General features: G+C 61.1%; 20 protein-coding genes. 12 read left to right on the top strand and 8 right to left on the bottom strand.

Going from position 1 to position 20,763, the window contains the following annotated elements:
• Positions 1-21: 21 nt before the first annotated feature.
• Positions 22-189 (bottom strand): DUF2897 family protein, encoded by a 168-nt coding sequence (locus tag K0F88_RS13310; protein ID WP_094468421.1) that lies wholly within the window; start codon positions 187-189, stop codon positions 22-24.
• 125 nt (positions 190-314) lie between these two features.
• Positions 315-1,679: an ethanolamine permease gene (eat, locus tag K0F88_RS13305; protein ID WP_219095336.1), complete on the bottom strand. Its 1,365-nt coding sequence runs from the start codon at positions 1,677-1,679 to the stop codon at positions 315-317.
• A 428-nt stretch (positions 1,680-2,107) separates the two neighbouring features.
• On the opposite strand from eat, the gene kdpF reads away from it, so the two are divergent.
• The 6 genes from kdpF (at position 2,108) to K0F88_RS13275 (ending at position 10,281) form a co-directional block, all read left to right on the top strand.
• A complete protein-coding gene (kdpF, locus tag K0F88_RS13300; RefSeq protein ID WP_007899818.1) occupies positions 2,108-2,197 on the top strand; it encodes a K(+)-transporting ATPase subunit F in 90 nt (29 codons plus the stop codon).
• Between the two features lie 8 nt (positions 2,198-2,205).
• A complete protein-coding gene (gene kdpA / locus K0F88_RS13295) occupies positions 2,206-3,900 on the top strand; it encodes a potassium-transporting ATPase subunit KdpA (RefSeq protein ID WP_219095335.1) in 1,695 nt (564 codons plus the stop codon).
• A gap of 10 nt (positions 3,901-3,910) precedes the next feature.
• Positions 3,911-5,968, top strand: a complete 2,058-nt coding sequence (gene kdpB, locus K0F88_RS13290) for a potassium-transporting ATPase subunit KdpB (protein ID WP_219095334.1) — start codon at positions 3,911-3,913, stop codon at positions 5,966-5,968.
• Between the two features lie 207 nt (positions 5,969-6,175).
• Positions 6,176-6,721, top strand: coding sequence for a potassium-transporting ATPase subunit KdpC (gene kdpC, locus K0F88_RS13285; RefSeq protein WP_094468414.1), 546 nt, complete (start codon positions 6,176-6,178; stop codon positions 6,719-6,721).
• A gap of 161 nt (positions 6,722-6,882) precedes the next feature.
• Positions 6,883-9,534, top strand: a complete 2,652-nt coding sequence (locus K0F88_RS13280; protein WP_219095333.1) for a sensor histidine kinase KdpD — start codon at positions 6,883-6,885, stop codon at positions 9,532-9,534.
• Between the two features lie 48 nt (positions 9,535-9,582).
• Positions 9,583-10,281 carry a response regulator gene (locus K0F88_RS13275; RefSeq protein ID WP_219095332.1) on the top strand — a complete coding sequence of 233 codons (699 nt, stop codon included), beginning with the start codon at positions 9,583-9,585 and terminating at the stop codon, positions 10,279-10,281.
• A 143-nt stretch (positions 10,282-10,424) separates the two neighbouring features.
• On the opposite strand, the gene K0F88_RS13270 is transcribed toward K0F88_RS13275, so the two are convergent.
• Positions 10,425-11,465, bottom strand: coding sequence for a patatin-like phospholipase family protein (locus tag K0F88_RS13270; protein WP_219095331.1), 1,041 nt, complete (start codon positions 11,463-11,465; stop codon positions 10,425-10,427).
• Between the two features lie 223 nt (positions 11,466-11,688).
• Here K0F88_RS13270 and K0F88_RS13265 point away from each other — a divergent pair, with 223 nt between their 5' ends.
• From K0F88_RS13265 to K0F88_RS13255, 3 genes are all read left to right on the top strand, one after another.
• On the top strand, positions 11,689-11,967 hold the full coding sequence (locus K0F88_RS13265; RefSeq protein WP_094468410.1) for a hypothetical protein: 279 nt from the start codon (positions 11,689-11,691) through the stop codon (positions 11,965-11,967).
• A gap of 43 nt (positions 11,968-12,010) precedes the next feature.
• Positions 12,011-12,778 carry a CHAD domain-containing protein gene (locus K0F88_RS13260; RefSeq protein ID WP_219095330.1) on the top strand — a complete coding sequence of 256 codons (768 nt, stop codon included), beginning with the start codon at positions 12,011-12,013 and terminating at the stop codon, positions 12,776-12,778.
• 155 nt (positions 12,779-12,933) lie between these two features.
• A complete protein-coding gene (locus K0F88_RS13255; RefSeq protein ID WP_219095329.1) occupies positions 12,934-13,731 on the top strand; it encodes an acyl-CoA thioesterase II in 798 nt (265 codons plus the stop codon).
• Here the strand turns inward: K0F88_RS13255 and K0F88_RS13250 are convergent, their stop codons facing one another.
• The 3 genes from K0F88_RS13250 to K0F88_RS13240 all read right to left on the bottom strand — a co-directional run bounded on the left by K0F88_RS13250 (position 13,732) and on the right by K0F88_RS13240 (position 16,806).
• On the bottom strand, positions 13,732-14,097 hold the full coding sequence (locus K0F88_RS13250; protein ID WP_094468408.1) for a terminase: 366 nt from the start codon (positions 14,095-14,097) through the stop codon (positions 13,732-13,734).
• 209 nt (positions 14,098-14,306) lie between these two features.
• Positions 14,307-15,788, bottom strand: a complete 1,482-nt coding sequence (locus K0F88_RS13245) for a methyl-accepting chemotaxis protein (protein ID WP_219095328.1) — start codon at positions 15,786-15,788, stop codon at positions 14,307-14,309.
• Between the two features lie 208 nt (positions 15,789-15,996).
• Complete coding sequence (locus tag K0F88_RS13240; RefSeq protein ID WP_219095327.1) at positions 15,997-16,806, bottom strand: TatD family hydrolase; 810 nt, start codon at positions 16,804-16,806, stop codon at positions 15,997-15,999.
• Between the two features lie 235 nt (positions 16,807-17,041).
• On the opposite strand from K0F88_RS13240, the gene K0F88_RS13235 reads away from it, so the two are divergent.
• The 3 genes from K0F88_RS13235 to K0F88_RS13225 all read left to right on the top strand — a co-directional run bounded on the left by K0F88_RS13235 (position 17,042) and on the right by K0F88_RS13225 (position 19,558).
• On the top strand, positions 17,042-18,463 hold the full coding sequence (locus K0F88_RS13235) for a transglycosylase SLT domain-containing protein (RefSeq protein ID WP_219095326.1): 1,422 nt from the start codon (positions 17,042-17,044) through the stop codon (positions 18,461-18,463).
• A gap of 103 nt (positions 18,464-18,566) precedes the next feature.
• Complete coding sequence (locus K0F88_RS13230; RefSeq protein WP_094468404.1) at positions 18,567-19,001, top strand: DoxX family protein; 435 nt, start codon at positions 18,567-18,569, stop codon at positions 18,999-19,001.
• Between the two features lie 248 nt (positions 19,002-19,249).
• A complete protein-coding gene (locus tag K0F88_RS13225) occupies positions 19,250-19,558 on the top strand; it encodes a hypothetical protein (RefSeq protein WP_094468403.1) in 309 nt (102 codons plus the stop codon).
• Positions 19,559-19,562: 4 nt separating this feature from the next.
• Here K0F88_RS13225 and greB read toward each other — a convergent pair whose 3' ends face one another.
• Positions 19,563-20,060 (bottom strand): transcription elongation factor GreB, encoded by a 498-nt coding sequence (greB, locus tag K0F88_RS13220; protein WP_033057207.1) that lies wholly within the window; start codon positions 20,058-20,060, stop codon positions 19,563-19,565.
• Positions 20,061-20,094: 34 nt separating this feature from the next.
• On the bottom strand, positions 20,095-20,763 hold a 669-nt coding region (locus K0F88_RS32370; RefSeq protein WP_306823123.1), incomplete at its 5' end, for an ABC transporter permease.

Here is a 20,763-nt window from a genome sequence, read left to right as displayed (position 1 = left end):
CAGAGTGACAGGGTTTTTGGTTTAGCGGTCCTGCGCATCCTTGGCGTCCGCTTCCGCGTTGCGTTCCGCGACGCGCTTACGTTGCTCTTCGGTGAGGTCGACCTTGTTGGCGGTGTCACGCAGCATCATCAAACCACCAACGATCGAGCCGATTGCAACGACCAGAATCAACCAGGCATACCAGGGCATAGGGCTCTCCTTGAGGGCAGGCCGATTGGCGGGTTTCGCCAATCGATCATGCATACCACTTTGAGCGATTTCATTTCGCGGTGGTTCCATTCTATGCCTGATCTGTCGGTAACACCTGAGACCATTCAGCGTCCGGTCAACATCGCGTCCGCCGGTGCATCCGCGCGCAACTGCGCCGTGAGCATGAAGTACACGAAACCCACCGCCATGAAGCCGAGGAAGATCAACCCGATCAACGTGTTGAACCAGGCCATCGCCACCAGGCACACCACCGCCAGGATCAGCGCAATCATCGGCACCAATGGGTAGCAGGGCGCGCGGAAGGTGCGCTCCAGGTTCGGTTCGGTTTTACGCAACTTGAACAGGCTGAGCATGCTCATGATGTACATCACGATTGCGCCGAACACCGCCATGGTGATCATCGCTGCGGTCAGCGTCATGCCACCGAGGTTTATCAGGCCGTCGCTATAAATTGCTGCGATACCGATCACGCCGCCGGCGATGATCGCCCGATGGGGTGTCTGGAAGCGCGACAGTTTGGCCAGTGATACCGGCAGGTAACCGGCGCGGGCGAGGGCGAAGAACTGCCGCGAGTAGCCGAGGATGATCCCGTGGAAACTCGCCACCAGACCGAACAGGCCGATCCATACCAGCATGTGCAACCAGCCCGAGCTTTCGCCGACCACGGTCTTCATGGCTTGTGGCAGCGGGTCGTTGATGTTCGACAGGGTGCGCCAGTCACCGACGCCGCCGGCAAAGAACATCACGCCCATGGCCAGCAATACCAGGGTCAGGATGCCGCTGATGTAGGCCTTGGGAATCGTGCGTTTCGGGTCCTTGGCTTCTTCGGCGGCCATCGCTGCGCCTTCAATGGCAAGGAAGAACCAGATGGCGAAAGGAATCGCCGCGAACATCCCGGCAATCGCCGGCGCCCCGAACACATCGGAACCGGCCCAGCCATTGAGGGCGAAGTTGCTGAAACTGAACGCCGGGGCGACCACGCCCATGAACACCAGCAGTTCCGCCACGGCCAATACGCAGACAATCAACTCGAAGGTAGCGGCCAGTTTCACGCCGAGAATGTTCAAGCCCATGAACACGATGTAAGCGCCGACCGCTGCATGTTTTGGATCGAGGGCCGGGAATTGCACATTCAGGTAAGCCCCGATAGCCAAGGCAATCGCCGGCGGGGCGAAGACGAATTCGATCAGTGTCGCCAGCCCGGCGATCAATCCGCCTTTCTCGCCAAAGGCGCGGCGGCTGTAGGCAAATGGGCCGCCAGCATGGGGAATCGCCGTGGTCAGTTCGGTGAAACTGAAGATAAAGCAGGTGTACATCGTGGCGACCATGAACGAGGTCACCAGGAACCCGAGCGTGCCCGCCACGCCCCAGCCGTAACTCCAGCCGAAATACTCACCGGAAATCACCAGCCCGACCGCAATACCCCACAGGTGCAATGTGCCCAGTGTGGGTTTGAGTTGTGTGTTCATGCGTTTGCTCACTGAACGGTTTGAAAAGCTTCAGGTGAGGGTGTTTGCAGTGGGCGTGCCAGTGTTGTGATAGCAGTCGTAAAGCGTAAAAAGGTGTCGTATCGGGGATGTTCGGCACTGGATGTATGCATTTTGGTGCGCCAGTTGGGTGCGATGTTGTCTGGCCTGCCGCCATCGCGGGCAAGCCACGCTCCCACAGGGATCTGAATCAATCTCCGAATCCGACTCCACCACTGAACCTGTGGGAGCCGGGCTTGCCCGCGAAGAGGCCCGCCCAGACACCCCAAAACCCTGACTGTAACGCCCGCATAAACCCACTCTTTACGCTTTCTTTATGCCCCGCCACACCCCTCGATCTCGTTCCTTTACAGCCTCCCTGCCGACAATGACTCCACACGCGGCAATACGCCGTAACACGGAGAACTTCCATGAGCGTTCTGGACGGGGTGTCACTGCTATTGGCAGTGGGGCTGTTCATTTATCTGTTGGTTGCGCTGTTGCGCGCGGACCGGAACTAGGAGCGGCTATGCACAGTTATGACTATTGGCTGATCCTGGCCTTCTTTGCCTTGGTGCTGATCCCGGCACCGTTTCTTGGGCGGTTCTACTACAAGGTAATGGAAGGTCAGCGCACCTGGCTTTCACCGATCCTGGGACCTGTGGAGCGTGGCTGTTATCGGGTGGCCGGCGTTGATCCGCAGGCCGAACAGAGCTGGCAGAAATACACCCTGGCCTTGCTCGCCTTCAACCTCGCGGGCTTTTTGCTGTTGTTCGTGATCCTGTTGTTTCAAGACCACTTGCCGCTCAACCCGCAAAACCTGCCGGGCCAGGAGTGGACGCTGGCGTTCAACACTGCCATCAGTTTCATGACCAACACCAACTGGCAGGCCTACAGCGGTGAAGCGTCGCTCAGCTACCTGAGTCAGATGGTCGGCCTCACCGTGCAGAACTTCGTCAGCGCTGCCACCGGCCTGGCGGTATTGGTTGCGCTGTGTCGCGGTATCGGTCGCAAATCGACCAAGACCCTGGGCAACTTCTGGGTCGACATGACCCGCGCCACGCTCTACGGCTTACTGCCGCTGTGCCTGTTGCTGGCGCTGTACCTGGTCTGGCAGGGCGTGCCGCAAACCTTCGCGCAGTACGTGAATGCCGTGACGATGCAAGGCGTCGATCAGGTGATTCCACTGGGCCCGGCCGCCAGCCAGATTGCGATCAAGCAATTGGGCACCAACGGTGGTGGTTTCTTCGGCGTCAACTCGGCGCATCCGTTCGAGAACCCGACGGCGTGGAGCAACCTGTTCGAGATGGTCTCGATCATCCTGATCCCGGTCGCCCTGGTGTTCACCTTCGGCCACTACGTGAAAGACCTGCGTCAGAGCCGCGCGATCATCGCTTGCATGTTCGCGCTGTTCCTGATCGGCGGCGCAACTTCGTTGTGGGCTGAATACCAACCGAACCCGACCCTGAACAACGTCGCCGTCGAACAGACTGCGCCGCTGGAAGGCAAGGAAGCGCGCTTCGGCACCACCGCCACTGTGCTGTGGTCGGTGACCACTACTGCGGCGTCCAACGGTTCGGTCAACGGCATGCATGACAGCCTTAACCCGCTCAGTGGCATGGTCGCGCTGGTCAACATGATGGTCGGCGAAGTGATCTTCGGCGGCGTCGGCGCCGGGCTCTACGGCATGTTGCTCAACGTCTTGATCGCGGTGTTCCTCGCCGGCCTGATGATCGGCCGCACGCCGGAATACCTTGGCAAGAAACTGCAAGCGAAGGAAGTGCAGCTGTTGGTGGTGACCTTGCTGGTGATGCCGGTCGGCGTGCTGGTACTGGGCGCGATTGCCGCGAGTCTGCCCGGCCCTGTGGCGGCGGTGAGCAACCCAGGAGCCCACGGTTTCAGCCAGTTGCTGTACGCCTACACCTCGGCCAGTGCCAACAACGGTTCGGCGTTTGGCGGCTTCGGTGCCAACACGGCGTTCCACAACCTGATGCTCGGTCTTGGCATGTTGATCGGTCGCTTCGGTTACATCCTCCCGGTACTGGCCCTGGCCGGCAGCCTGGCGATGAAGAAAACCGCACCAATCGGCCAGAACAGCTTCCCGACCCATGGCCCGCTGTTCGTGACTCTGCTGACCGTGACCATTTTGCTGGTGGGCGGACTGACCTTCCTGCCGACGTTGGCACTGGGTCCGATTGCCGAACATCTGAGCATGGGCTTCTAAGGAATCCATCATGAATATGCCTGTAAGCAAAACCGTCGTCGCCAAGGCGCCGGAGCAACCCAAAACCGCGATCTCGGCCCTGTGGCGCCCGGCGCTGGTGCAAGCGTTCGTCAAGCTCGACCCACGGCAATTGCAACGCGCGCCGGTGATGCTGGTGGTCGAACTGACCGCGATCCTGACCACCGTGCTGTGCTTCATTCCCGACAGCGCCGTGCCGACCTTCGTCGCTGCGCAAATCGCCCTGTGGTTGTGGTTCACGGTGCTGTTCGCCAACTTCGCGGAAGCGTTGGCCGAAGGTCGCGGCAAGGCTCGCGCCGACAGCCTCAAGGCCGGCAGCGAAGGCCTGAGCGCCCGTCGCAAAACCAGCAACGGCGCTTTTCAAGTGGTGCCGGCCACCGCTCTGCGCAAGGGCGATGTGGTGCGCGTCGAAGCCGGGGAAATGATCCCCGGTGATGGCGAGGTGATTGAAGGCATCGCCGCGGTCAACGAAGCGGCAATCACCGGTGAGTCCGCGCCGGTGATTCGTGAGTCCGGAGGCGACCGTTCGGCCGTCACCGGCAACACCCGCCTGGTGTCCGACTGGCTGTTAGTGCGCATCACCGCCAACCCGGGCGAGTCGACCCTGGACCGCATGATCGCCCTGGTCGAAGGCGCCAAACGCCAGAAAACCCCGAACGAAGTGGCGCTCGATATCCTGCTGATCGGGCTGACCCTGATCTTCCTGCTGGTGGTCGTGACCCTGCAACCGTTCGCCCACTTCGCCAACGGCAGCCTGCCGCTGGTGTTCCTGGTGGCGTTACTGGTCACATTGATTCCGACCACCATTGGCGGTTTGTTGTCCGCCATCGGTATCGCCGGGATGGACCGTCTGGTGCGTCTGAATGTCATCGCCAAATCCGGTCGCGCCGTGGAAGCGGCGGGGGACGTACACGTTCTGCTGCTGGACAAGACCGGTACCATTACCTTCGGTAACCGTCGTTGCACCGCGGTTTATGCGGCACCTGGCGTCACCGCCAAGGAACTCGCCGAGGGTGCCCTGTTCGCCTCGCTGGCCGATGACACGGCTGAAGGTAAATCCATCGTCGAGTATCTGCGCGGCCTGCATCCGCAGCCTGAACCAAGCGCCGAGCTGCTGACTGCCGTACCGTTCAGTGCTGAAACTCGTCTGTCCGGTGTCGACTATCAGGGCCGCGTGTATCGCAAGGGCGCAGTGGATTCGCTGCTGGCCTTCGTCGGCCTGAAACGCGCCGATCTGGCACCGTCCCTGTCCCGGGAAATCGACAAGATCGCCCAGAGCGGCGGCACCCCATTGCTGGTCTGCGCCGAGGGTAAATTGCTCGGCGCGATTCACCTCAAGGACGTGGTCAAGCCCGGCATTCGCGAGCGTTTCGCCGAGCTGCGCAAACTGGGCATCCGCACGGTCATGGTGACCGGCGACAACCCGCTGACCGCCGCTGCCATTGCCGCCGAAGCGGGCGTCGATGACGTGCTGGCCGAGGCCACGCCAGAGAAAAAACTGGCGCGCATTCGCCACGAACAGAACGACGGTCGCCTGGTCGCCATGTGCGGCGACGGCGCCAACGATGCCCCGGCCCTGGCCCAGGCTGACGTCGGCATGGCGATGAACGACGGCACGCAAGCCGCGCGCGAGGCGGCGAACATGGTCGACCTCGACAGCGACCCGACCAAGCTGCTGGACGTGGTGCAAATCGGTAAGGAATTGCTGGTGACCCGCGGTGCGTTGACGACGTTTTCCATCGCCAACGACGTGGCCAAATACTTCGCGATCCTGCCGGCGTTGTTCGCCTCGATCTACCCGCAATTGGGCGTGCTGAACGTCATGCATCTGGCCAGTCCGCAGAGCGCGATTCTGTCGGCGATTGTGTTCAACGCCTTGATCATTGTGGTGCTGATTCCACTGGCGTTGCGCGGCGTGCGGGTGCAGGCGGCGAGTGCGGCGGCGTTGCTGCGACGCAACCTGCTGATCTATGGGTTGGGCGGGATCCTGGTGCCGTTTGTGGGGATCAAGGCCATCGACATGCTGTTGACGGCGTTGCATCTGGTTTAACCCTCAGCAAACGGGTGGGAGCGGCTTTTGTGGCGAGGGAGCTTGCTCCCGTTGGGCTGCGAAGCAGCCCCACTTGGGCACCGTGTTTATTCAGGCACACCGCATTGACCGGTTTTACGACTGCTTCGCAGTCGAGCGGGAGCAAGCTCCCTCGCCACAAGTGACGTGTGTGCTTGATGAATGTTCTTTGAATTCGAGGATTTTGAAATGTCCACAATGATACGTCCCGCACTGAGCCTGCTCGTGTTGATGACCCTGATTACCGGCGTCGCTTACCCCTTGGTCGTCACCGGCGTCGCCCAGGTCGCGTTCCCGGATCAAGCCAATGGCAGCCTGGTGCGTGACGCCGACGGCAAGGTCCGCGGCTCCTCACTGATCGCCCAGGATTTCGTCGGCGATGCCTGGTTCCATCCACGGCCATCGGCGGGTGCGTTTGCCACCGTGGCGAGCGGTGCCAGCAACCTCTCGCCGAGCAACCCGACGCTCGCGACTCGCGTGATTGACGATGCCAACAAACTGCTGGTGCCCGGTCAGGGGCCAGTGCCCTTGGCGATGGTGACCACCTCCGGCAGCGGCCTCGATCCACACTTGCCACCGGCGGCGATTGCCTATCAACTGGCGCGTGTTGCGGCAGCGCGTAATTTGCCGGTGTCTACGCTTCAGCAATTGATGAATGCGCACATTGAGCAGCCGCTCGTTGGCCCGCCAGTGGTTAATGTGCTGGCATTGAACCTGGCGCTGGAAAACCTGTAGATCGGTGGCGCCGCCAATCGCTAGCAGGTCGAATCGTCGCACCGCAGCTCCCACAGGAAGTCGGCATTCCCCTGTGGGAGCTACGGCGCGACGATTCGACCTGCTAGCGATGGCGGCAGAACAATCACCACATCAACATCTGAATAAAGAGAGCTTCAAGCATGAGTGACTCCGGCCGCGCCGACGCGCTGTTAGCAGACCTGCCCCGCGATGGCCGTGGCCGGCTCAAGGTCTTCCTCGGCGCCGCGCCCGGTGTCGGCAAGACCTACGCCATGCTGCAAGCCGCCCACACCCAACTGCGCCAGGGCGTGAAAGTCATCGCCGGTGTGGTCGAAACCCACGGCCGCGCCGAAACCGAAGCACTGCTCGGCGGCTTGCCGCAGCAGCCCTTGGTGCGTTCGGAATACCGTGGCGTGATGCTTGAAGAAATGGACCTCGACGGCCTGCTCGCGGCCAAGCCGAAGCTGGTGCTGGTGGACGAACTGGCCCACACCAATGCCCCCGGCAGCCGTCATGCCAAACGTTGGCAAGACATCCAGGAACTGCTCGCCGCTGGCATCGACGTGTTCACCACGGTCAACGTCCAGCACCTCGAAAGCCTTAACGATCAAGTCCGCGGGATCACCGGCGTGCAGGTTCGCGAAACCCTGCCGGACTGGGTGCTGCAAGAAGCCTACGAACTGCTGCTGATCGACCTGCCGCCACGCGAACTGCTTGAGCGTCTGCGCGATGGCAAGGTCTACGTGCCGGAGCAGGCGCGGGCGGCCATCGACGCATTTTTCACCCAGACCAACCTCACTGCTTTGCGCGAGCTGGCGATGCAAACCGCCGCTGCGCAAGTCGACGATGACCTGGCCCAGGGTTATCGACAACTCGGCCAGGCCGCGCCAGCGGTGCGCGGTCGATTGTTGGTGGGCGTCGATGGCGATGCTCAGGCCGAGCGCCTGGTGCGCCACGCCAGCCGCGTCGCCCAGCGTCGTCATTTGCCGTGGAGCCTGGTGCACGTGGACAACGGTAGCGTGCGCGACGAACAATCGCGACTGCGCCTGCAAAGTGCCCAGCAACTGGCCGAGCGACTGGGCGGCGAAGTGGTTTTACTGCGCGCCGGTGAAGTCGCAAAAACATTGATTCAGCACGCTGCCGAACGTCGTGCCAGCCTGGTGCTGGTCGGTCAGTCCCGGCAGCGTTTGCGTCGACGGTTGTTCGGCGGCGGACTGGCGTCACGCTTGCTGCGCGATGCGCGCGGGCTGGAAATCAACGTCCTCGACAGCGAGCACGAACAGCATCAGCCGCGCCAGCGTTCGGCGCAAACGCTGGTCTGGTTCGACTACGCTTTAGCGGTGGTGGCAACGGTTTTGGCCAGTGCTTTGGCCTGGGCAGTGGCGAGTGTCTTGCCGCTGCCGAATATCTCGCTGGTGTTCCTCGCCGCCGTGTTGCTGGTGGCGGTGCGCAGCAGCCTCGGCCCGGCGCTGGCCTGTGCGGCACTGTCGTTTCTGACCTATGACTTTCTGTTCATTCCGCCGAATTTCTCGTTCGCCATCCAGCGCGAAGAAGACGTGTTGACCTTGCTGTTCTTCCTGCTGATGGCGGCCCTTACCGGTAACCTCGCGGCGCGGCAACGGCGGCAATTGCAGGCGTTGCGCGACACCCAGGAAGAGACCACCGAACTGCTCGACCTGTCGCGCAAACTCACTGCTGCCACCGACCGCCAGGCTGTGGTCAGCGCGGCGGCCCAGCACCTCAACGGCTGGAGCGATCTGCAACTGTGCCTGCTCAACCGCGACGGCCAGGGCGGCTGGAAGGTCGAAACCGGCGGCCCGCTGGCGTTTTCCGAAGCCGAGCGTGCCGCTGCCGATTGGGCCTGGCAACACGACCAGCCGGCGGGCGCGGGCACTGGCACGCTGCCGTTCGGGCGTTGGTGGTGGTGGCCGTTGTCGGTGGAGGAGGGGCCGTTGGCGCTGCTGGGCGTCTGTGCCAAAGAAGGCCAGACCTTGAGCGGTCAGCGTCGGCGTTTGTTGACAGCGTTGAGTCAGCCGCTGGCCCAGGCCTTGGCGCGTGCGCAACTGGCCGAAGACCTGGAAGCGGCGCGCCTGCATGGCGAAACCGAGCAGTTGCGCAGTGCCTTGCTGGCGTCGGTATCCCACGATTTGCGCACGCCGTTGACCTCCATGCGCGGCAGCATCGACAGCCTGTTGGCCCTCGGTGAAGCCATCCCGCTGGAGGATCGCCGTGAACTGCTCGAAGGCACCCGCGATGAAGCCGAGCGCCTCGACCGCTACATTCAAAACCTGCTGGACATGACCCGCCTCGGTCACGGCGCATTGAAGCTGGCGCGGGACTGGGTGTCGCCGGCCGACATTGTCGGCAGTTCACTCAATCGCCTGCGCGCGGTGCTGGCGCCGTTGCAGGTCAGCACCGAAGTGCCGGCCGAATTGCCGCTGCTGTACGTGCATGCCGCGCTGATCGAGCAGGCGCTGGTCAACGTGCTGGAAAACGCCGCGCGTTTTTCTCCGCCTCACGGCCGTCTGCAATTACGCGCCGGCGCCGATGACAACGAGCTGTTTTTCTCGGTCAGCGACGAGGGGCCGGGAATTCCGGAGGAGGAGCGGGCGAAGATTTTCGACATGTTTTACACCGCTGCGCGCGGTGATCGGGGCGGGCAGGGCACGGGGCTGGGGCTGGCTATCTGTCAGGGAATGGTCGGTGCGCATGGCGGGCGGATAAGTGTCGCCGATGGTATTGAGGGGCGCGGTACCTGCATCACGCTTCACTTGCCTTTGCAGGAACAACCGGGATACGAAAGTGAAGCCTGAACGCGCTTGCGCTACTCTCTTGCTACTTCTTTTTTTTGATGTGAATTCATGAGCCAGACCGCGACCATTTTGGTCATCGACGACGAACCGCAGATCCGCAAATTCCTGCGCATCAGCCTCGCCTCCCAAGGCTACAAAGTACTGGAAGCTGGCACTGGCACCGAAGGCCTGGCGCAGGCGGCGCTGAACAAGCCTGACCTGCTGGTGCTCGACCTCGGTTTACCGGACATGGACGGCCAGCAAGTGCTGCGCGAGTTTCGCGAATGGTCGACAGTGCCGGTGCTGGTGCTCTCGGTACGTGCCGGCGAAGGGCAGAAGGTGGAAGCACTCGATGGCGGTGCCAACGATTACGTGACCAAGCCGTTCGGTATTCAGGAGTTCCTGGCCCGGGTGCGCGCCTTGTTGCGCCAGGCGCCCGCGGGTGAGGCTCAGCAAGCGGCGCTGACGTTCGGCCCGTTGACCGTGGACCTGGCCTATCGCCGGGTGCTGCTCGATAGCACCGAAGTCGCCCTGACCCGCAAAGAGTATGCGGTGTTGGCGCAACTGGCCCGGCACCCCGGGCGGGTGATCACCCAACAGCAACTGCTGAAAGATATCTGGGGGCCGACCCATACCGAAGACAGCCATTATTTGCGGATTGTGGTGGGGCATTTGCGCCAGAAGCTGGCGGATGATCCGACTCAGCCGCGCTTTATCGTGACCGAAGCGGGGGTTGGGTATCGATTGTTGAGTGAGGGCAGCCTTTAGCTGTTTGCTGAATGATCCGGCCCCATCGCGAGCAAGCTCGCTCCCACAGGTGATCTTTGGTGGTCACAAAATTTGTGCCTCACTTGAGTCCACTGTGGGAGCGAGCTTGCTCGCGATGAGGCCGGATCATTCACCCGAAAACGTCAGGAATCCCGCTCATTCTCATACCGATCCAACGTATCCCGCGCAATCTCCCGCCCCAACGCGATCAACTCCGGCGCCTTGTAAAACTCGAAAAACCGGCACACCCGTTTCGGCACGTTGATCAAGATATCCGGCGGATACCCGGCGATCTTGTACTGCGCCAACGACGTCTGCATCACCTCGAAACTCTGGTTGATCAGGTCCAGCAAGGACGCCGGCCCCACGTTGTCGATGATGAAAGATCCAGTGGCCGACTTCGGTGCGCCTTCGCGTTCGGGGGCGGCCGCCGGTTGCTGGGCTTCGGGTTCGGCGGACTCGATCCAGGGGTTGATGTCGGCCGCTTCGGCCATCAACGCTTCCTTTTCCAGCAGCAGCAATTGTTCTGCCTGTTTGCGGCGGAACGGCATTTTTGAACCCAGGGAATTGATCAGGCTGTCGAACCGGGTCTTGAACGCGGGCGGACGCTGAATCACCGGCAGTTGATAGTGGCGCTGGTTGGTGGAGTTGAGGTTGACCGCAATGATCAGGTCGCAATGGCTCGACACCACGGGCACGATCGGTAAAGGGTTGAGAATGCCGCCGTCCACCAGCATGCGATTACCCTGCATCACGGGCGTGAACAGGCTCGGAATCGCTGCCGAGGCTCGCATGGCCTGGTGCAGGCAACCTTCCTGGAACCAGATTTCCTGCTGGTTGGTCAGGTCCGTGGCCACCGCCGTGTAAGGAATTCGCAGGTCTTCGATGTTGATCTCGCCGACGATCTTGCGGATCTGCCCGAACACTTTCTCCCCGCGAATCGCGCCCAGGCGAAAACTGACGTCCACCAGGCGCAAGACGTCGAGGTAGTCCAGGCTTTCGATCCAGTCGCGATAATCGTCAAGTTTGCCGGCGGCGTAGATCCCACCGACCACGGCGCCCATCGAGCATCCCGCAATGCAGGCGATGTCGTAGCCGCGTCGTTCGATTTCTTCAATGACACCGATATGGGCATAGCCCCGGGCCCCGCCTGAGCCCAGCACCAGTGCGACACGCTTTTTCATGAATCGCCCTCGTCTGACAAGGTTCAACAATGCACCCATCGAGGGGCGCGCTTCAATCGCTAAGGTCGCTCGGCGGACCCAGAGCGTCGTTTTTTCGACACTCCATGGCGGCGCATGGGTATTCTCACGCACGCTTGAAGTTTGCGTGGCGCGGCCAAGGCACTTTTCACGTGCCAGACCGTCTTACCAGCACGACTGTTTACCTAATGTTGAGGTGTGAGTGATGAAAGCCTGGATTTACGTGCCATTGATTGCCCTGGCTCTCGCCGGTTGTGCCGGTAAAACCGCTTATCGTGACAGCTGCGGTAGTGGGCTCGACGCGGCGTGGCATGAACTGGACCTGGCCAAGGCCGAGGGTTTCGCTGGCACCGTCAGCTACTCCAAGGCTCTGTCGCTGTTGACGGCGGCCAAGACCCAGCAACAATTCGAAGGCTTTGAAGGCTGCACCAAGAAGGCCGAGAAGGCGCGCTTCTATATTCGTGAGTCACGCGCTGGTCGTTGAGGCATGATCTAGGCTTACGGAAATTCGCTTCAGGGAGCAAACGATGTCTGCCTTGGTTGATCGGTTGGTGGCTCATGTTCTGGGTCTGGAAGTTCGTCTGCTGGCGTGCCAGGCGCGTTTGAGTGCACGCACCGACCCGGAAGCGCTGCACAACCTGCGCACCACGGTTCGCCGTTTGCGCAGTCTGTTGCGCCCGCTACGCGGTCTCCCCGGGGTCGAGCAGCTGGAAGCGGCGGCGTCCCGGGTGGGCGAGTTGACCACGCCGTTGCGTGATCGCGAGGTGCTGGCGGCGTACTTGCTCAAGCACGATCAACCCGAGGCGGCGCAACGGCGCATGGCGCAGATGGCCGCGGCGTATCCGGCGGTGGCGACCAGCCCCGAAGTGACGCAATTGTTGATGATCGTCGATGCTTTTCCGCGATTTATCCGTGCCTCCCAACGCCAGGGTTTGCTCAAGGGCTTGCGCAAACGCATCGAAAAACGCCTCGCCAAACAATGGAAGAAGCTGGATGAGGCCCTGCATGATCCTGCCCATGATCGCCATCGCTTGCGCCTGCTGATCAAGCGTGTGCGCTATGGCATCGACGCCTATCCCGAACTGGATCGATTGCCTGAAGCGGCGATGCCGCGATTGAAGTCTGCGCAAGGTGCCCTGGGCGAATGGCATGACTGTTTTCAATGGCTGGCCAAGGCTGAACAGGAACCCGATCTGCAACCTTGCGTCGCGGTCTGGAAAACCACCATGGCCAAGGCCGAAGGCTGCGCCGATCGCGTCCTCGACAAACTCAGCGCCGCCTGCTTCAAATCCTGAAACCATCCCCGGCCCCTGTAGGAGCTGTGTAGGAGCTCCTACAGGGGGTCGTGTGGATCCGGCTTGTTTGTCAGTCTATTTGGCCGGAATAAGCGCTGTGCCTGCCTCGCCGTCTGGTTAACATCCCTCCATCCTTTTTCCGCTCCGAGGTTCCCATGCGCTTTTCCGATCTGCTCGACGCCGTCCGCAGCCAGCCGCTGGAGCTGTCTATCCCGGCTGAATGGGCGCAGGGGCGTGCCAGTTTCGGTGGCCTGGTGGCCGCGTTGCAATTCGAAGCCATGCGCGCAAAAGTCCCGGCGGACCGGCCGGTGCGTTCGCTGGCGATCACCTTTGTCGGGCCGGTCGAACCGGAGGTGCCGGTCAGTTTTGAGGTCGATGTGTTGCGTGAAGGCAAAGCCGTCAGTCAGGTGCTGGGCCGGGCGATGCAGAAGGGCCAAGTGGTGACGCTGATCCAGGGCAGCTTCGGTGCCTCGCGACCTTCCGAAGTGGCGGTCGCGGCCGAGCCGGCACCTGAAATGAAGCACTGGGACGATTGCCAGGAACTGCCGTATATCAAAGGCGTACTCCCGGCATTCATGCAGCACCTGGCGATGCGCTGGAGTGTCGGCGGTCTGCCGTTCACCGGCAACAAATCCCGCGAAATGGGTGGCTGGGTGCGTTTGCGTGGGGATGTGAAGGAAGAGGCGCTCGGCGAGTCGCACATTCTGGCACTGGTGGACGCCTGGCCACCGGCTCTGTTGCCGCACCTGAGCAAACCCGCGATGGGCAGCACGCTGACCTGGACCATCGAATTCGTCCAGCCGTTGCTCGAGTTGAGTACGCTGGACTGGTGCAAATACCTGGTGGAAATTGAGCATGGTGCTGACGGCTACGGTCACGCGGCCGCGAAACTGTGGAGCGCGGACGGTCAGTTGATCGCCATGAGCCGGCAGACGGTGACGATTTTCGCCTGATCAGTGACGACGGTGGCGCTCACGCCAGGCGCGCCACCAGCCGCCACTGAGGAAAAACCGGGGGAAGGTCAGGAACTGCTCGACCAGCAAGCGCGACAGCGCATCTTTACGATCACTGAACGGCTCGGAGGCTTGCGCCTCCAGGCTGTGGCCATGGCGCTGCAAGCCCAACGCGGCGATCACGCCAATGACGCCGATGGTGAAGTTCACGAAGTTCAGGCCGAACACCCCGGAAACAATCAGTAGAAACGCCACGATGAACAGCGGCACGGCAATCAGGTGCAACACCAGATTGGTCGGGTGCTGGTGATTGCCCGGGTAGGCGCGCCATTGCCAGGCGGGTAGGTTGGGGTGACGTTTGCCCATGATGCTAATCCTCGATCCATGTTGAACACATGATTGAAGAATAGGCGTGGTCACTGCGAGCGACGAATCAAGGTTGGCTATCGAAGTGATAGCGGTCATGGTCAGGATTGATGTTGAGCGGGCTGACGCCTTCGCGGGCAAGCCTTGCTCCTACAACATCAAGAGCGCGCAATTCCCTGTAGGAGCGAGGCTTGCCCGCGAAGAGGCCTTCAAAGCTTGAGCTGCCCGATCGCCTTGTTCAATTCCCCGGCCAACGCCGCCAGCTCGTTGCTGGTAGTCGCCGAATCCACCGTTTGCTGCACCGTGTTCTCGGTCACGTCCCGAATACTCACCACCGCCCGGTTCATTTCTTCCGCGACCTGACTCTGCTGCTCGGCCGCCACCGCAATCTGCGTATTGCTTTCGCGCATCTGCGCCACCGCGCTGGTGATTTGTGCCAGCGCGACGCCAGCCTCTTGGGCCTGTTGCACGCAATCGTCGGCCTTGAACGAGCTTTCCTGCATGAAGTCCACCGCGTCCCGAGTCCCGGCCTGCAACGCGGAGACCATGATCGTGATCTCGTCGGTCGAGGTTTGCACGCGCTTGGCCAGGTTGCGCACTTCATCGGCAACCACCGCAAAGCCACGGCCCATATCGCCGGCCCGTGCCGCTTCAATCGCAGCATTCAGGGCCAGCAGATTGGTCTGCTCGGCAATGCTGTGAATCACGCCGACCACGCCGTTGATTTTCTGACTGTCCTCGGCCAGGCGCTGGATCATCTCGGCCGTCTGCTGTACGCCGCTGGACAACCCGGCGATGGATTTCTGCACCCGACTGACCACTTCCTGCCCGCTGCCAGCCAAGGTGTCAGCAGTTTGCGAGAGGTCGCGGGTTGCGCCGGCGTGCTGGGCGATGTGATAGACAGTGGCGGTCATTTCGTTGATCGCCGTGGCAGCCTGATCGGTTTCGCTTTGCTGGCCGAGCATGCCGTGACGCACCTCGTTCATGCTCGAAGCCAGTCGTGCCGCGCCGACATCCAGTTGCCGGGCGGTGCTGGCGACGGTGTTGACCACTCGCTGGTAACCGGCCTGCATCGCATTGAAGGCATTGGCCATCTGCCCGACCTCGTCCTTGCAGGCGAGCGGCACACGGGCTGACAGGTCGCCGGTTTTCTCGACGTGGAGCATCACATCTTTCAAGGTGTTGAGCTGACTCAGCAGGAAGCGGATCAATAGCTGCGAAGCGCCCAGCATCGCCAGCATCAGGATGAACACCGCCACCGCGTAGTTGGGAAAGCGCTCGCCGAACACCTGGCTCAGGCTCGGGCCATGGGCGATCACCGCGACCTGCTGACCGTCGGGGCGGGAGAACACCTCAGCGCCCATCAACGGGTTGTCGCCGAATAGCGGCATGGAATTGATCTTGACCCAGCCATTGGCCTCGGCCAGTTCCAGCACCGGTTGCTCGTTCAGCAACGGCGCCTGCCCGCGACTGAAGGTCAGCAGATTATCGGCCTTGGGCAACGGTTGTCCGGCAGGCCAGGCATTGAGCAAGCGAGCCTGCGCCTGAGCCGACACTTGAGAGGCTTGGCTGCGGGCCTGTTGTTCGAGCTGCACGGCGTACAGCACCAGTAAGAGCGTGGTCAAGAAGGCGACCGCATTGACCGCCCAGAATTTGTATTTCAGCGAGATGTTGCTAAGCCAGGCACCCATGGAGGTCTTCTCTGATAGCGGAAACAGTATTGGCAAGGTGCCAGCATTGTGCCGCTATGCAGCGATTCTGAACTTGATGTGGATCAAGGATCATCACAAATCCCCTGTGGGAGCGGGCTTGCTCGCGAAAGCGGTGAATCAGTCGACTTCTACATTGACTGTTCCAACGCCTTCGCGAGCAAGCCCGCTCCCACAGGGGGATTTGTGATTACTGGGGGATTGAGGGCAGGCCGTAAAACGCCCGTGCGCAGGCAGTGGTGTGGGCGGCCAGATCCTCTTCCGTTTCACCCCGATGCAACGCCACTTCCCGCAACACTTCCGTCAAATACGCCGGTTCATTGCGACCGTTCTTCGGCTTGGGTCGCAAGCTGCGTGGCAACAGATACGGCGCATCGCTCTCCAGCATCAAACGCCCGCGCTTTATCTCTTTCACCAACGGATGCAAATGCGTGCCCCGGCGCTCGTCGCAGATCCAGCCGGTGATGCCGATGTGCAAATCCAGATCGAGGTAGCTGAACAGCGCCTTCTTTTCCCCGGTGAAGCAATGCACTACTGCGGCCGGCAGTTGATCGCGGTAATCACGTAGGATTTCCAGCAGTCGCTGACTGGCATCGCGTTCATGGAGGAACACCGGCAATTGCAGTTCGACCGCCATCGCCAAGTGCTCTTCGAGGACTTTTTCCTGCTGGGGACGCGGCGAGAAATCGCGATTGAAATCCAGCCCGCATTCACCCACGGCCACCACGTTGGGTTCCTTGAGCAAACTGCGCAGGCGCTGGTCGCTGTCGGCGTTCCAGTCGCTGGCCGAATGAGGGTGAATGCCTGCGGTGGCGAACAGCCGCTGGGCCGTTTCGTCCAGATGCCGGCACAGCTCCAGCGCCTGCTCGCTGCCTTCGACACTGGTGCCGGTCAGCACCAATTGGCAGACCCCCGCGGCATACGCGCGATCAAGTACGGCCTGGTGTTTATCACCAAAACTGGGGTTGGTCAGGTTGACGCCGATATCGATGAGTTGCATGGTGCTACCTCGGACCAAAGGCCGGAAAGCATATCAGAGCTGTAGATTTATAAGAAAAGCCAAGAACTACAACGAGTTAAAGCTGTCTCTTGATGCCGCGAGACACGCCGGGGTGGCCAAGGTGCCATCACTGTGCCAGTCTTTCGCACTTTGTCAGCGCTCAAGGCGCTCTGTTTCTGTCGTTCGATTTCATGAAAACTCATGAGGTCGGCCCAGTATTCTTTCCGGAGAGTGGATGACACGTCCCTCGATGTTGCTACTGCTGTGCTGTTCGTTGCTGCTGCCGATGCCGGCGGTCGCGCGTCTGGCCGGCCCGCTGCAAGCCGTGCCGGCGGCCAAGGTCCGTGACCTGGCGGAGATTCGCAGCAGTCGAGTGTTGCGGGTGCTGGTCAATCAGAGCCGCAACAGTTCCGGCGAAGTCCAGGGGCAGGCCATCGGCGTCGAATACCACCGCTTGCGCGCCTTCGAGCAATACCTCAACGGTCACGCCCGTGACGGTCAGGAAGTCACCCTCAAGATCATTCCCAAAGGCAAGGACCAACTGCTCGGTGCCTTGCAGCGCGGGGAAGGCGACCTGGTGGCGCCGGGGGAGCTGCTCGATTTGCAACCGGGCCATGCGATCAGCAGCAGCGAACCGATTGCCAGCAACATCCCATTGGTGCTGGTGGGCATCAAGGGGGAGCGCCGTTACACCCGCGTCGAACAACTCTCGGGTAAAACCCTGGCGCTGCCCACTGGCAGCGCGGCTGGGGATGCGGTCAGTCAGATCAATTCAAAGCTTGCACTGCACAAGCTGGCACCGGTGAAAATCGAATGGGTCGACCCCAGTCTGGCGGTCGAGGACGTTCTGGAAATGGTCCAGGGCGGGATCTTTCACCTGACCATTGTCGAGCAACCGATTGCCGAGCGCTGGGGCAAGATCCTGCCCAAATTACGTTTTGATAAGCAGGTGTCGATCAGCGACCCGGGCGAAGAGTTCTGGTTCGTGCGCCGCGACGCCTCGATGCTGCGCGCGAGCATCGATCGCTTCCTGACCACCTACAAGAAACCGTCGGACCAGGATGCGGCGTTCCTGCGCATTTATCGACGTCTGTATCAAGTGCACTATCCCTTGGCCAAGGCTGATCGCCAGCGTCTGGAAAAACTTCGCCCGGTGCTGCAAAAGCACGCGGATGCCCAGGGCATGGATTGGCTGAACCTGGCAGCGCTGGCCTTCAAGGAGTCTGCCCTGCAACCCAACGCCCGCAGCGGCAGCGGCCCCACCGGCCTGATGCAGATCACTCCGTCCGCCGCCCAGCGCGTCGGGGTTAACAACATTCAGAACCTCGACGCCAATGTGCAGGCCGGGGCCAAGTACCTGGCGATGATCCGACGCAAGTTCTTCGCAAGCCCCAAACTCAACGAGCGTGAGCGCATGGCGTTCGTGCTGGCGGCCTATAACATGGGGCCGGAACGGGTGCAGGGCATGCGCGCCGAAGCCCGGCGCCGAGGCCTGAATCCCAATCAGTGGTTCTTCCAGGTCGAGCGCATTGCCATGGAGCAAGTGGGAATGGGTGCCGTCAGCTATGTTAATAGCGTGAACAAGTATTACTTGGCGTTCGATCGTGAGAGGGAATCGTTGGAGCCCCAGGGGCAGAAAGTTGCCTCACGAAAATGATCGACTAAACTGATTGTTATGTCGCAAAAATCGCGCTTTTAACATTTGGTTTGTCGATTATTATAGCGGCCAACCAACACACAATCACAATGGATGACACAGCATGAGCACACTGATCAACAAGGTACTGTTTACCCGCGCTGGCTACGGCTTGACCGTTCTGCGGATCTTCGTCGGTATCATCTTTGCCGCTCACGGCGCGCAGAAACTCTTCGGCATGTTCGGTGGTTACGGCATTGCCGGCACCGCGCAGTACATGGAAAGCCTGGGTCTGGCACCGGGTCACCTGATGGCGATCCTGTCCGGTGGTACCGAGTTCTTCGGCGGTCTGGCCCTGATCATCGGTCTGCTGGTACGCCCGGCAGCACTGGGGCTGACCTTTCTTTCGCTGGTCGCCATTTTTACCGTGCATATCAGCCACGGCCTGTTCATGTCCAACAACGGTTATGAATTCGCTCTGGCCTTGCTCGGCGGCAGCATCGCTGTACTGATCGAGGGTGCCGGCAAACTGTCGGTAGACCGCGCGATCGCTGACTGACCGCTCTGGCTCAACGAAAAGGCCCGCATTGCGCGGGCCTTTTTTGTTGTGCGTCATTCTTGACACTGTCCGGTCAGCTTCTCTAGGATGCTGCTCATGCGCCGATTTAAACAGCTACTTGCGGGGCGCCAGGTGACTCATCCAGTTGCCGATAGAAGCTTGAAACAGGCTTCGAAATACCGCTAAAGCGCTGGTTCGGTGTTGCCTCTCACCTGCCATGCAGACTTTTGAGGCAGAGACACGACCCAATGAATGCACTAAGCCCTGTTGTACGCCCCGCGCCGATCACGGCACACCTCACCCAGCGCAATCCAAAAATCCTGCTTGGCGGGAAACATCAGCCGACGCTCCTGCGTTATCTCGATGGCTGGCCACGTCGTACCGGCGGCCCTGCGGCGTTCCTGATCCAGTTTGTCGAAGACGGTGAATCACTGGCGCGATTTGCCAGCGACAGTTTTGATCTGGCGGTGATTCAATCGCCCAGCATTGAGGACGCACCTGAAGTGATCAAGCAACTGACCCGGGTTGCCCGGCAAGGTTTGATCACGCGCCGCTGAAGCTTTAGAGATACTCGATCGCCACGATATACACGCACTGCTCACCGGTCGGTGTCTGGACCCGAACCTCGGCGTCCAGCGCCTTGCCAATGAGCGCACGAGCGAGCGGCGAGTCGATGCTGATCAGGCCCAGTTTCAGGTCCAGTTCATCCGGCCCGACAATGCGGTAGCGTGACTCTTTGCCGTCTTCATCTTCGATGGTGACCCAGGCGCCGAAGTAGACCTTATTCGGGTCGCTGGGCTTCTCGCTGACAACCTTCAGTGCTTCGAGACGCTTGGTGAGAAAGCGCACGCGACTGTCGATTTCGCGCAGCATCTTTTTACCGTAGGTGTACTCGGCGTTTTCCGAACGATCCCCCTGGGCCGCCGCCTCGCTGACCGATTGCGTCACCTGAGGCCGACGGACATGCCAGAGCTCATGAAACTCGGCCCGCATCCGCGCTTCACCTTCGGGGGTGATCAGCGCGGTGCCAGCGGTGCGGGGAGGGCGATAACGGCTCATGGCAACTTCTTGTGAGGGAAAGGCCTTGAGTCTATCAACCCTCGCGCAACACTGTCAGGGGGCTGGCGTTCAACGCGCGACGGGTACCGAACACGCCAGCGCCGCCGATCAGCACCGCGCCAATCAACGGCAACACCAACAGCCATGGATGCGGATGCCACGGCAGGTCGAAGGCGTAGCGGTAAAGCACCAGGCTCACCAGTTCCGAACCCAACGCCGCCAACAACCCGCTGACCGCACCGAGCAAACCGAACTCGATCCGCCGCGCCTTGACCAGCAACTGCCGTTCGGCCCCCAGTGCTCGCAGCAGCGCGCCTTGGCGAATGCGCTCATCGAGGGTCGCCTGCAAACCCGAGAACAACACCGCCATCCCCGCCGCCAATACAAACAGCAGCACGTATTCCACGGCCAGGGTGACCTGGGCGAGGATGCTGCGCAGCTGCTCCAGCAAGGCTTCGACTTGCAGAATAGTGACCGCCGGGAAGGCCCGGGACAGGTCGACAATCTGCTGATCGTGACCCGCCGCCAGATAGAAACTGGTCAGGTAGGTCGCGGGCAAATCCTTCAACGTGCCAGGCTGGAAGATCATGAAGAAGTTCGGCTGGAAGTTGTCCCAGTTGATCTCCCGCAAGCTGGTGACCTTCGCTTCGCGATTGACCCCGCCGACGGTAAAGACCATGTGATCGCCAAGCTTGAGCTTCAG

This window comes from Pseudomonas sp. UMAB-40, assembly GCF_900095275.1.
Taxonomy (GTDB): Bacteria; Pseudomonadota; Gammaproteobacteria; order Pseudomonadales; family Pseudomonadaceae; genus Aquipseudomonas; species Aquipseudomonas mandelii_B.
Note: the sequence above shows the minus strand (reverse complement) of the source record. Positions and strands in the feature narration are given on the sequence as shown.